This window comes from Bacteroides sedimenti (assembly GCF_040365225.1).
Taxonomy (GTDB): domain Bacteria; phylum Bacteroidota; class Bacteroidia; order Bacteroidales; family Bacteroidaceae; genus Bacteroides; species Bacteroides sedimenti.
In genome coordinates this window covers 2,357,168-2,370,206 of the sequence record NZ_AP028055.1, presented here as the reverse complement: position 1 = coordinate 2,370,206, position 13,039 = coordinate 2,357,168, and the positions used below count along the sequence as shown (strand labels likewise).

General features: G+C 36.5%; 7 protein-coding genes. 4 read left to right on the top strand and 3 right to left on the bottom strand.

Annotated features, from left to right (window positions below):
* Window positions 1-317 precede the first annotated feature (317 nt).
* Window positions 318-1,499 carry a hypothetical protein gene (locus ABWU87_RS09310; protein ID WP_353330137.1) on the top strand — a complete coding sequence of 394 codons (1,182 nt, stop codon included), beginning with the start codon at window positions 318-320 and terminating at the stop codon, window positions 1,497-1,499.
* Here ABWU87_RS09310 and ABWU87_RS09305 read toward each other — a convergent pair.
* Window positions 1,469-3,148 carry a glycoside hydrolase family 10 protein gene (locus ABWU87_RS09305; protein WP_353330135.1) on the bottom strand — a complete coding sequence of 560 codons (1,680 nt, stop codon included), beginning with the start codon at window positions 3,146-3,148 and terminating at the stop codon, window positions 1,469-1,471. The two genes, ABWU87_RS09310 and ABWU87_RS09305, sit on opposite strands and share 31 nt — an antisense overlap.
* 216 nt (window positions 3,149-3,364) lie before the next feature.
* On the opposite strand from ABWU87_RS09305, the gene ABWU87_RS09300 reads away from it, so the two are divergent.
* Window positions 3,365-3,604, top strand: coding sequence for a hypothetical protein (locus ABWU87_RS09300; RefSeq protein ID WP_353330133.1), 240 nt, complete (start codon window positions 3,365-3,367; stop codon window positions 3,602-3,604).
* A 10-nt stretch (window positions 3,605-3,614) separates the two neighbouring features.
* The gene (locus ABWU87_RS09295) at window positions 3,615-4,106 is read left to right on the top strand and encodes a hypothetical protein (protein WP_353330131.1); all 492 of its coding nucleotides are present in this window, start codon (window positions 3,615-3,617) and stop codon (window positions 4,104-4,106) included.
* A gap of 112 nt (window positions 4,107-4,218) precedes the next feature.
* Here the strand turns inward: ABWU87_RS09295 and uvrA are convergent, their stop codons facing one another.
* Window positions 4,219-6,999 (bottom strand): excinuclease ABC subunit UvrA, encoded by a 2,781-nt coding sequence (gene uvrA / locus ABWU87_RS09290; protein ID WP_353330129.1) that lies wholly within the window; start codon window positions 6,997-6,999, stop codon window positions 4,219-4,221.
* Between the two features lie 164 nt (window positions 7,000-7,163).
* On the opposite strand from uvrA, the gene ABWU87_RS09285 reads away from it, so the two are divergent.
* Window positions 7,164-8,675, top strand: a complete 1,512-nt coding sequence (locus ABWU87_RS09285; RefSeq protein ID WP_353330127.1) for a glycoside hydrolase family 10 protein — start codon at window positions 7,164-7,166, stop codon at window positions 8,673-8,675.
* A 145-nt stretch (window positions 8,676-8,820) separates the two neighbouring features.
* Here the strand turns inward: ABWU87_RS09285 and ABWU87_RS09280 are convergent, their stop codons facing one another.
* On the bottom strand, window positions 8,821-12,777 hold the full coding sequence (locus tag ABWU87_RS09280; RefSeq protein ID WP_353330125.1) for a hybrid sensor histidine kinase/response regulator transcription factor: 3,957 nt from the start codon (window positions 12,775-12,777) through the stop codon (window positions 8,821-8,823).
* Between the last annotated feature and the right edge of the window lie 262 nt (window positions 12,778-13,039).

Sequence of the window (13,039 nt, the reverse complement as noted above, 5' to 3'; positions counted from 1 at the left end):
TCTTTATTCGGGACAAAGATAATTAATATTCTCTGCTTTGCAAAGTGGAGATTGCAAAATATTCACTGATTTAAACTAGTTTATAGTTTCTATGCAAAAATAATAGTGGGAATGTTATAAATATACAATATTGATTCTGGCTTAATCAGGAAATCTTTTGGTTTGAAAGGGATATAAAATGATATGATTCGTATGAGTTGAATAAATATTCTGTGCGATTGTTTTTTCTTAATCTCAGAATATTTTTTATTTTTCTCATGAATTGTGGCTTTGTCTTTTCTCTTTTTTTATTTTTGCAGCCTCAATCGAATATGATAATGCAGGAAGTATATTTATTCAACCCTGATAATGATTTAGCTTTAGCCAATGGTGATGAAAATTATATGCCGCCTCTTTCGGCCAGAAAGATGGCAGATGACCTTTCTTTGCTGCCCGTATGGTACGCTTCCACAGGTGCATTTATAATGAGTAAAGAAAATGTGGATGAGGTGTGGCTGAATAATCTGAAAAATACTTTTAGTTTGTCCTTCCAGATAATCAGAGAAGAGGAGATAGCTTCCTTTTCATCCACGAAACTTTTCCCTTGGGGATGGAACGCTACATTAATCAAGCATGCACGACTGTTAGGATTTTCTGATGAATACCTACCAGGAAAGGAACGGATGGAAAATATCAGAGAGCTTTCTCACCGCTCACTGGCTGCGAAATTGCTTAAAGAATTAACCGATTCCTCTGTTTTTTGTGGTAGTTCCGAAATCTTGACTACCGATAAGGCTGTTCGTGAATTCGTAGAGCGTTACCCTCGGGTACTTCTAAAGGCCCCTTGGTCCGGAAGCGGAAAGGGATTACGCCCAGGGAAAGGAGAATATACTTCTCATATTGAAGGTTGGAGCCGTAGAATCATCAAATACCAGCGATGTGTAATTGGTGAACCTTTCATGGAAAAGGTTGAGGACTTTGCCATGGAGTTCTTTTGTGATGAGATTGGTCGGGTATCTTTTGTTGGCTATTCTTTTTTTGAAACGGATGTACGCGGTGCTTATAAAGGAAACTTGCTTGCTTCAGATAAGAATATTGAAGCACACTTGGCAAAATATGTGTCAAAAAGTGATTTGCTTATCTTGCGCAAGTTACTTGAAGAGAAACTTACGCAACTATTTGACGGGAAATACCAGGGATATTTGGGAGTGGATATGATGGTCTGCCATTTCAGTGAAAGCCCCATTTATAGGATCCATCCTTGCGTAGAAATTAATCTCCGTATGAATATGGGGCTTTTCTCCCGATTATTCCATGACCGTTTTGTTCAGCCTGATAGAGAAGGGCATTTTGAAGTTGAATATTTCAAATCTCCCGCTTTGCTGTTGGAAGATCATTTGCGTAAACTTGTTGAATTACCACTAGTTATAGAAAAAGGACGTATTCTTTCCGGATATCTCTCATTAAACCCGATTGGTTCGGAAACCAACTATCGAGCCAGCATTGTTGTTGAGAAGTGAGTCTTTCCTGTAAAGTCTGTGAAAATAACCTTATAAACTCCTGACTGCATATTACCTATAGCTACCTGTTCCTTGTATTCTGAATGTAATACACATCTTCCTGTAAGATCTGTAATTGTGATTTCTGTCAAGTCTTCTGAGTGTGGTAAAATTAGTAATGTACTGTCTTCGGATATTTGAAATGTCTCCTTTGGAGCATCAAGCTGGACAGCCAGACTCTCGTTGCCGAAGCGGTCGGTGGCTGTGACGGCAAAGTATTGGTTTCTGATTTTTCCGGGTTTTCCTTCTACTGTATAATGAGTCTCTCTGATTCCTTGCGCCAGAAGATTTTTTGGGTTAGATGTATCTACTGGATAATGGTTGGAGGCATACACTATATAAGTGGGTTTATTAACAGGATCGTTGTCCACTGCTGGCTGCCAACTTAACAACGTCGTCGAACCTACATGATTGCAGGTTATTTTATCTGGAGATGATGGGGGAGTATTGTCCATCCATTTCATGTCTGGTTGAAGAGCCGGACAGGCGTAATGATATCCGCTTAGTTCACTGTAGAGATGTTTGGTATTGTTAAGTATATAGCTGGTACGATAATAGGCTTGTCCCATGAGACCATGACTGCGGGTGAAGAATATCTGTCGCTCAATTTCACTTAACGGCCAGTTCTTTTCAACAGGGTCCAGAAAATAAATCCCCAGTCCCGGAACTATATAACGACCGCTGCTTTTTTCTTGCCAATCAAGAGCGAACGGATAGAAGTTGTTTCCGTTGAAATACATCATTGGAAAAAGAATGTCCTGAATACCTTCCCGCAGCCATTCTTGAGCGTCTTGATAAACGGTGTGGTATGCATTCCATCCTCCAGATGGGTATCGAGATGTATCTTTGTATTTTCCGATAGGAGAGCTGCTCATCTTTACCCATGGTTTTAATTGTTTTACTCCATCGTATAGGTACCTCACAATAGAAGTGATGTTCTCACGTCTCCAGTTGTCAAGTTTTTCGCCCTTGCCATATTTATTGTACGTTTCCTTGTCAGGAAAATTTTTAGGTTGATCTGGATAACGAATGTAATCTAGGTTTATGCCATCCACGTCATATCTGGTAACTACTTCTTTTATGACCGAAAATAGGTATTCCTTAGTGGCTGGGTTTCCCGGATCCAAAAACCATTCACCCTGGTATCGTTTGCAAATCTGGGGATGTTTCCTGATAACAGAATTTTTGCCAAGTTCTTTTACATGGCTCTCTTTCCCAAGCGGAATGCTTACCATCCAAGCATGACATTCCATACCTCGTTTATGACACTCTTCAATAGCAAATGCCAGTGGGTCATAGCCGGGCGAAGAACCGCTTTTGCCAGTCATAGTTTCATTAAAAGTTTCTATGGAAGAGGGGTAAATCACATCTCCTCGTAAACGGGTTTGCAAAAGTATAGTGTTGAAATTGGCTGCTTTCAGGTTGTCCAGAATGTTACATAACTCTGCTTTCTGTTTATTTATGTTGGCAGGTGAAGTAGCCTTGACTGTGGGCCAGTCAAGCCCATAGATAGTAGTTAGCCATGTGGCACGTATTTCATTCTTGGGTTGCGCCTCCGATTTTAACTGAAAGAACGAGAACAACAACAGAAACAGATATTTATATTTCATTCTTTTATATCGTAATGTTGCAAAGGTAGATAAAAGAAAGTAAAAAAGCGTTAGAACTAAGTGCTTTTTCAGATGAAAGATGTTGCAAATCAATAATATTAATTATTTTTGTTTTAAGTTAAAATGGGAGATAGAAGAATTCGATGCTGGAATAAATTTTTGCATTTGATGAAAATATTTTATCTGTGATTATTGACTTTTGAAAGAACAAGATCAATGAAGAAACATAAAAAATCAACCTGGCTTTGTTTGGCACTATTTGTGTATGTTACGGTAACAGCTATCTATTTGGTTCCACGCAACACTAGCATTAGTGACCTCGAGAAAATCCTGACAGTAGGAATATCCTATGTAGTAGTATTCCTTTTGTGGTTAATTTTACGCAGAAAAGAAAAACTGGCTGAACAACGCCGGCGTGAAATGGGAAATAATAAAAACACAAAAGAACTCAAATAAAAGAAATAAAATGAAGAAACTACTTCTTATTGGTATTATCTTTTTACTCTCTTCCTTGACAGCAAAAGCGCAGTTTGAACAAAATAAATGGCTACTGACACCATCGATTACCGGAATAGGGATGTCATATAGCGGACAGGATAAGTTTTCGTTTGGCTTTGAAGCCGAAGGAGGGGTCTTTTTAATGGATAATTTCGCTGTGCTGCTTAACGCTGGGTCTGATTATAAAGGAGAAGGAGATAAGCGTACCTCACTAGGGAGCGGAGTTCGTTATTATTTTGAACAGACTGGGATTTATATCGGTTCAAAATTTAAATATGATAAATATGATTTTCGAGACACCGGGAATAAGAATGATGTGACTCTCGGTGCAGAGATAGGGTATGCCTTTTTCATAAATCGAACTGTAACAATTGAACCAGCAATATACTACAATCAGAGTTTAACAGATCAAGATTACAGCAAGGTAGGAGTAAAAATAGGCTTTGGCTTTTACTTCTAGATAGATCTGACCAGTAATAGCCTTCACGATTTGTTTAAATAATAACATAAATGGTGAGATAAATAATATTCTACTGTTACTTATCTCACCATTTTATTTTAGGGGGTTTTGCTTATGAAAGTTTTTCTCTTAAAAATTGTCCAGTATAAGATGCCGCACATTTAGAGACCTCCTCAGGAGTACCACAACACACCAGATTGCCTCCCAAATTTCCACCTTCGGGTCCTAAGTCTATGATGTAATCGGCACATTTAATAACATCCATGTTATGTTCAATAATTACTACCGTATGTCCTCTTGTAATTAAGGCATCAAATGCTTCCAGCAATTTCTTGATATCATGAAAGTGAAGACCTGTTGTTGGTTCATCAAAAATGAAAATTGTGGGTTCAGCCTTCTCCTGACTCAGAAAATAAGCCAATTTAACCCGTTGATTCTCTCCACCGGAAAGGGTAGAAGATGTTTGCCCCAACTTAATATATCCTAACCCGACTTCTTTAAGCGGTTTAAGCTTTTTTACAATTTTCTTTTGGCCGTTTTCTTCAAAGAATTCAATGGCCTGTTCAACTGTCATTTCAAGAACATCGTATATATTCTTGTCTTTAAATTTAACTTCCAAAGTTTCTTTCTTGAAACGTTTTCCATGACAACTTTCACACTCCAACACTAAGTCAGCCATAAACTGCATTTCAACCGTAATGGTTCCGTCCCCTTTACATTCTTCACATCTGCCGCCCTCCATATTAAAAGAAAAGTAGGAGGCTCCGTATCCCATCAATTTTGATAGAGGTTGTTCTGCCCATAGCTTTCTTATTTCATCATATGCTTTAATGTAAGTCACCGGATTTGAACGAGAAGATTTTCCAATAGGGTTTTGATCAACAAATTCAATGTTTTTTACCATTCCGACATCTCCACCTAAAGAAGCGAATTCACCCGGACGCTCACTTGTTTCACTATATTCTCTTTTCAGAGCTCTATAAAATATGTCTCTGACTAAAGTTGATTTCCCTGAGCCACTAACTCCTGTAACAACAGTCATCACATTCAGCGGGAATCGTACATTAATCCCTTTTAAATTATTTTCTCGTGCTCCCAAAATCTCAATGTAGTTGTTCCAAGGACGGTGATGTTTGGGAGGTTCAATAATTTCTTCTCCAAGTAGATATTTTACAGTATAGCTGTTGCTTCCTTTTTTCAGGTTCTTCATGTCGCCATGGTACACTATTTCTCCACCTAATCTGCCAGCTTGAGGACCAACATCAATGATATAATCTGCTGTACGTATAATCTCTTCATCGTGTTCTACAACTACAACTGTGTTTCCTAATTTTTGTAGTTGCCGAAGCACTTTAATTAACCGATCAGTATCACGAGAGTGTAGGCCGATGCTTGGTTCGTCTAGAATATAGAGTGAGCCTACTAGGCTGCTACCCAGTGATGTTGCCAGATTGATGCGTTGGCTCTCTCCTCCTGAGAGAGAATTGCTTAACCGATTGAGAGTTAGATAACCCAGACCTACATCCATGAGGAAGTTTATACGATTGTTGATTTCTGTAAGAATTCGTTTGGCTATGGCAACTTCGTGCTTATCGAGTGACAGATTGTCGAAGAATTTTTTTAATTCATGAATTGGTAAATCCACAAGTTCAGAAATAGAATGTTGTCCTATCTTCACATATCCGGCTTCTTTCTTTAATCTTGTTCCATTACATTCTGGACATGTCGTTTTTCCACGATAACGAGCCAGCATTACTCGGTATTGGATTTTATATTGATTTTCTTCCAGCATTCGAAAAAAATCGTTGATCCCTTTTACTTCTTTGTTCCCTTTCCATAGGAGCTCTTTTTGCTTTTCGGTTAGGTCATAATAAGGAGTGAAAATAGGAAAATTATATTCAGAGGCAGAGCGGATAAATTCATCTTTCCACTCTCCCATTTTCTCTCCACGCCAGCAAACAACTGCTCCATCATATATACTAAGTGAACGATTGGGAACCACCAAGCTCTCGTCAATACCAATCACCTTCCCAAAACCTTCACATTTGGGACAAGCGCCAATCGGAGAATTGAAGCTGAACATGTGGTCAGTTGGTTCGTCGAAAACAATTCCATCTGCTTCAAATTTCTTACTGAAAGTATGCATAATGGGACCATCTTCCAGATAAAAACGTACCAAGCAGTTTCCGTCACCTTCATAATAAGCTGTTTCGGCAGAATCTGTCAGTCGGCTTATGCTGTCTTTTGAACTGTCACACACCATCCGGTCAATAAGCAAAAGTATTTCAGATTCATATTGCAAATCCTCTTTTGCAAGCAGTTCTTCAATACGCATTGTCTCTCCGTTTACTTCTACACGATTAAACCCTTGTTTCAGATCAATGCTGAGCTGTTCTTTTAAATCTCTTCCATCCCTTAAAAGAATGGGAGTAAGAATGGCGTATCGGGTGCCTTCCGGGTATGAAAGCATGCAGTTGACTATGTCCTCTGTCTCATGTTTCTTAACAAGAATTCCTGATACTGGAGAATAGGTTTTACCAATCCTTGCATAGAGTAATCGAAGATATTCGTATATTTCTGTCGAAGTACCAACTGTAGAACGAGGATTGCGACTGTTTACTTTCTGCTCAATTGCAATTGCAGGAGGGATTCCCTTAATGAAATCGCATTCCGGTTTTGTCATTCTTCCTAAAAATTGCCTTGCATAACTGCTAAGACTTTCTACATAACGACGCTGACCCTCGGCATATAGAGTGTCAAAGGCTAAGGAAGATTTCCCTGACCCGGAGAGGCCGGTAATAACAACTAGTTTGTTCCGTGGAATTTCTACGTCAATATTTTTCAGGTTATTTACGCGGGCTCCTTTAATAGAAATATATTTTTCTTGAGACATAGGCTGATTTTCAAATAACTTGCAAAATTAAACAAAAAAAGGTAGAGTACAAAAGAACAACTCATTTGAATATAGATATATACAATTTATTAAGAATGTGACCAACTTGGTATTTTAAAATAAATATATATCTTTGTGAATATTAACATTGCAAAACTACAGAAATGAAAATCAAGGCTCTTTTAGCAACCCTTTTGATGGTTGGCTATTCTCTTTTTTCAACTGCCCATACTATCCCAAAACGCGAATTTCGGGGAGTTTGGATACATACCCTTAATGGGGATTATACCGGGAAATCACCGCAAGAGTTTAAAACCTATCTGATTAGTCAGCTCAATGAATTTCATGAAGCTGGTATAAATGCTATTTTATTTCAGGTACGTCCTGAGGCAGATGCATTCTATTCTTCAAAGTTGGAACCTTGGAGTCGTTTTCTTACAGGAACCCAAGGAGTAGCTCCAGAAGGTGGTTGGGACCCGATGGCATTTGTAATCGAAGAATGTCATAAAAGATGTATGGAATTCCATGCGTGGGTTAATCCGTATAGAGTACAACTGAATATCAAAAGTAAATTGGCTCCTACTCATATTTATTATCAACATCCAGAGTGGTTTGTAGAATATGGAAATCAACGCTATTTTAATCCGGGCATGCCTCAAAGTCGTGAGTTTATAAATAAAGTGATTAAAGATATTGTTTCTCGATACGATGTAGATGCTATTCATATGGATGACTATTTTTATCCATATCCCATTGCAGGCAAGGAATTTCCCGATGAAGAAGCTTTTCAGAAATATGGAGTACCTGATGGCTTTGTAGGACAGAAGGATAATTGGCGTCGTAGTAATGTAAATTCATTGATTCGTGAATTGCATGAAACTATTCGTGAAACAAAGCCTTGGGTGAAGTTTGGAGTCTCCCCGTTTGGAATTTATCGTAATAAAAAGAACACTCCTGATGGTATCGGCAGTGAAACAAATGGCCTTCAAAATTATGACCAATTGTACGCTGATGTACTTTTATGGATTCGAAACGGATGGGTAGATTATAATATTCCTCAGATATATTGGGAAATAGGAAATAAAGCTGCAGATCATGAGACTTTGGTTAATTGGTGGGCTGCATATTCGTATGACCGACCATTCTTTATAGGGCAGGATGTGGAACGTACAGTAAAGTTTGCAGATTTGAATAATCCCAATATCAGTCAGATACCAAGAAAAATGCAGCTGTCACGTACAACTCCTAATGTGTCCGGTAACTGCTTTTGGAGTGGAAAAGCATTGTTAGGTGATCCAGGTAATTTTTTAACTGTCCTGAAGAAGAACTATCAATCTTATCCGGCTCTTCAACCTAAATTTAGTTTTATAGATGATAAAGCGCCAAAATCTGTTCGTAAACTGAAAGCCAAATGGACAGCAGAAGGATATCTTTTAACTTGGAGAGAACCAAAAGCTACTGAAGAGATGGATAAAGCTGCGATATATTGCGTTTACAGATTTGAAAATAAAGAAAAAATAAATCTTGAAGATCCTTCCAAGATAGTAACTATAACACGAGATTGTTTTTATAAACTTCCTTACGATTTAGGTAAAGTAAAATACCGGTATGTAGTAACTGCTTTGGACAGACTTCAAAACGAATCTAAAATGGAAAGTAAGAAAATAAAGTTATAATCGATTTATTTTATGCTTTTCTAAAAATGCTGAAAATGTGCATAAGTCAGATGCATATTTTTAGCATTTTTTTATCCTTTAAATGATGTTATTATACCAAGCAGTTTTTATAATAATTTAATCACCCTGAGAAGGAATCTTCTTTTTATTTCTCATTCATATATTTGCTGGGGCTTATATTATAGTGCTTCTTGAATACTTCTCTAAAATATTTAGCATCATTAAATCCTGTTTTATCTGCAACTTCAGTAATATTATATCTCTTACTTTTTAATAACTCAGCAGCACGATTTAAACGTATAACACGAATGAAATCAGCTGGAGCCTGGTCGGTAAGTGCTTTTATTTTATTATAAAAACTAGATCGACTCATATTGAGAGCGCTGCATAATATATCTACTGTAAAGTTTGAATCTTGCAGGTTTTTTTCAATAATATCTTTTACTTTATGCATGAATTCACGATCTAGCTCTGACGCACTATCTATGTATTCATCATTGTTTTTAATGTCTAATTGGGCAAAACGATTTTTCAGAACAGATCTATTAGTGAGGATTGTATTTATAGTAGCTTTTAATATTGATATATCAAATGGCTTAGTTATATAGTCGTCAGCTCCAGTTTTAAGACCTTTAATAATATTGCTCTTATCATTCAGGGCAGTCAGGAGAATTACAGGAATATGTGAGGTATCAATATTACTTTTAATCATTGTACATAATTCATCTCCATTTATATTAGACATCATAATATCTGATATAACCAGATCAGGCTTTATGTTTTGCACAATTTCCCATCCTTCCTGTCCGTCGCTTGCCAATAGAACATAATACGTCTCATACAAAGTACGCTGCAGATAAGTCCGCATATCATCATTATCCTCCACGATCAAGATGCGGGGGGCATCTTCATTCAGATTGGAGTGTATTGAAGGAGGTAGGATTTCGGCAGCTTTGGTCTTAAAGTTTTCAAACAAGTATTCCACTTTCTCTGCTTCTTTTTTGTGAATCCATTTCAGCTCGGTGGTTTTAAAATGTTTATTACCCTGTGGAAATGTAATTCTGAATGAAGAACCAAAATCTGGCTTACTTTTCAAACTAATAGAACCACTATGTAATTTAACAAGCTTACGAACCAGCAAAAGCCCAATGCCACTTCCGGTAATTTTTGAATTAATAGCATTGCTTCCCCTAACATAGAGTTTGAATAGTCTTTTCTGTTCATTTTCTGGGATTCCTATTCCACTATCGGTCACTTCAAAACCCCAATAATCAATATAACTGAATGCTGTAACTTTCACAGTCCCGCCATCAGGAGTGTACTTAATAGCATTCGATAAGAGATTCTTGAGAATAGATTCCATTTTATCCTTATCAAACCAAACATTCAAAAAGCGGAAATTGCTATCGTAAGTCAGACTTATACTTCTTGATGTTGTATAAGTTTGAAATGCTTTCAGTATTTCATCTATAAAAGTAAATAGCTCATATTCACCTACGTGTAAACTGTTTGAATAAGTTTCAGCTCTTTCAAAATCTATCAAATTTGTGATTAACCTTAATAAAGAGTTTGTGTTACGTATTGCTGTTTCCAGATTTTGCTTTCCTTCCTGCGATAGCTTCTCATTTTCGCTTAATTCGTCTAATGGTGCTTTGATCAATGAAAGAGGAGTTCGAATATCATGGGCTGTATTGATGAAAAAATTAATTTTGTCGTTTGAAACTTTTTTATCTTTGTTCATATTGTAATGGCGTAAAAAATCCCAGATAATCAATGCTAATACAACGATGTAAAGCAGGATTGCCCAGATAGTTCCCCAGAAGGGAGGACTAATCACGATATCAATATTTCTTTCTTCAAGTACTTTCAGCGTTTCTTCTGAAATAGATCTGACCCGAAGTTTGTATTTCCCAGGGTTAAGGTTCGTATAACGAATGATATTATCATGACTTGGTTTACTCCATTCGTTGTAAAAACCTTCTAACTTCCAGGAATATAATATCTTGGATGGATAGTCGTAGTTTATGGAGGCCAACTGAATTGCAAAGATATTCTGATTATAATTGAGCTCTATCTCTTTTGCTTCATCTATGTTCTGTTTTAGTGGAGATTCCGGATCTTCTGCCGAAACAGTTTTGTAGAACAGTTGGAAATCGTTGAATACTAATTTTGAAGAATAAGTATATGGAAGGTTTGTTTTTTCGCTAAATTTTACTGCACCTTCTGTACTGCCTAATATGAAATTTCCGTCTTTCAAATAAGTTCCTGAAGATGAATTGAAATGATTTGCTGCCAGTCCTTCCTCTTTAGTCCAGTTCTGAAACTTTTTCCTGAAGATGTCAAATCGTGAAATTCCATTTTCAGTTCCCAAAAATAAAGTTCCTTTCCGGTCGGTTAGAATTGTATATATGTTATTAGATATCAGTGCACTATTGTTCTTGTTGTAAATAATAAAGTTGTTTAGTTTTTCATTATAAACCATCAGACCTTGACCACAAGTTCCTATATATAAGAACCCTTTCTCCAAGTATAGTGAGTAGATATGAACAGCTCCCTGAGGCATTGTTATTTTTTTTATTTTTCCACTCTTTATATTTAACAAGTAAAGTCCGTTGGTACAACCAATCCACATCTCTTCTGAGTTTTTTTCAAGGATTATTTTTATCCCACTGATTCCTGAATAGACTCTAATGTCATTCTTCTGTGGGTTCAGTCTCATTAGGTTGTAAGATCCCCCCATCCATATCTTTCCGCTTTTATCTTTAGTTATTGAAAGCAAGTATTTATCCGGTGACAAATGTAGTTTTGTATAATCAGATGGACTAAAATATTCTGTTTTTCCGTTTCGTTTGTTTATTTGGTTGATCCCGGATTTGTATCCACTTGCCCAGACAACTCCTGGAGTTATTTCACAAATTGATAGAAACGCATTGCTTTTTTTACTTGATGAGTTGGAAGCAGTCTCTGTGAAAAATTGAGCCCATTTGTTTCTTTTGGTATAGTAAAGGCTAATTCCGTTGTGTGTTGCGAACCACAAATCACCATCGCTGTCTTCGATTATGCCGTTTACCTGATTGCATGCCAGAGAATTATAGCTGTTGAATGCATGCCTGTACCAGGTGTACTGAGGGAATCGGTTGTACAGAATGGTTATGCCTATTGGATAGTTTGACAGCCAGATGCGTTGTTCATCGTCAACATATATGTCGTTAATTACATTTCCATTTAGTGTATTAAGCTTATCGTAATCAGCTACGATGAAAGGAGATAGCTGATAGCTGTCTGTGTTCATTTTGTATACCCCCAATCCGCTGGTTGCAATCAGGATCTCTTTTTTATTGTATCTTCTCATCAGTATGTTGAGATCGTTGAAATTGTTCCCGATCTGCTTAAGCTGCTTTTGAGGGATATCATAAACATAAAGTCCTTCTTGAAAAATTGTGAAGAACAATTTTCTATTATCTACATGGTAATATATCTCATCAATTTTTCCTGAAATATTATCCAGATCTTTTTGAGGAATTCTTTCAAGAGTACTATTCTGAAGTCGTGCTTCATAAATGCCATTGTTTGTTCCTATATAATATACATTACTGTTCGTTTGAACAATGCAATTGATTGATTGCTTATTAGAATTTCTTAGTTGAACCTTTTTCTTGGATTTGGTATTATATAGATACTGGTTTTGAGGAGTGCATAACCATATATTGTCATTGTGGTCAATGTATGAGTAAACGACAGGCTCCTTTATTTTAAGTTGAAATTCCAGTTGATAGCTATCTGTATTTAAGTTGTATCTGAAAATGTTTCCGCTTTTGTCTATTTCCCAAAGTTCCTTGTTTTTATCTATAAGAAGGAAATTTATATCTGAAAAGGAATTTATCTTTTTACTGTTTATTTTTAATTCATAATGTTTAAAACGTGTTCCATCGTAACGATCTATGCCTTCTTGCGTGAGAAACCACATATATCCTTTTTTATCTTTATGGATGTTGTATACACGTCTGTTGCTTAACCCATCTTCCACACCTATAGATTTATATGTTTGTGAAAAGCTGAGAGTACTTAATATGAGGGAAATAATGAACAGTACATTTCTCATAATAAGAGATTTTATGTAGCGTATTACACAAAAAATCAATAAAAAAAAAGAGAATTCAAAGGAAAAAGACTAAAAATTGTGAAAAAAGTCTTCTTAAATGGAATTTAGAAATATTGCTTCCATTATTTCCGGTAACTGGATGATGGTTATTTTGTTGATAATCAATATGTGAATTCTCCCATTAAATATTCTAGTCAGATAGTTTGCAATACTTTTATTTTTCTGCAAAAAGAAATATCGGAATATGATTTTAGATTCTAAA

Bases quoted from the DNA above. Each gene is read 5' to 3' on its own strand.
- ABWU87_RS09280 (WP_353330125.1), bottom strand. From the start codon at position 12,777: ATGAGAAATGTACTGTTCATTATTTCCCTCATATTAAGTACTCTCAGC.
- ABWU87_RS09305 (WP_353330135.1), bottom strand. From the start codon at position 3,148: ATGAAATATAAATATCTGTTTCTGTTGTTGTTCTCGTTCTTTCAGTTA.
- ABWU87_RS09285 (WP_353330127.1), top strand. From the start codon at position 7,164: ATGAAAATCAAGGCTCTTTTAGCAACCCTTTTGATGGTTGGCTATTCT.
- ABWU87_RS09300 (WP_353330133.1), top strand. From the start codon at position 3,365: ATGAAGAAACATAAAAAATCAACCTGGCTTTGTTTGGCACTATTTGTG.
- ABWU87_RS09295 (WP_353330131.1), top strand. From the start codon at position 3,615: ATGAAGAAACTACTTCTTATTGGTATTATCTTTTTACTCTCTTCCTTG.
- ABWU87_RS09310 (WP_353330137.1), top strand. From the start codon at position 318: ATGCAGGAAGTATATTTATTCAACCCTGATAATGATTTAGCTTTAGCC.
- uvrA (WP_353330129.1), bottom strand. From the start codon at position 6,999: ATGTCTCAAGAAAAATATATTTCTATTAAAGGAGCCCGCGTAAATAAC.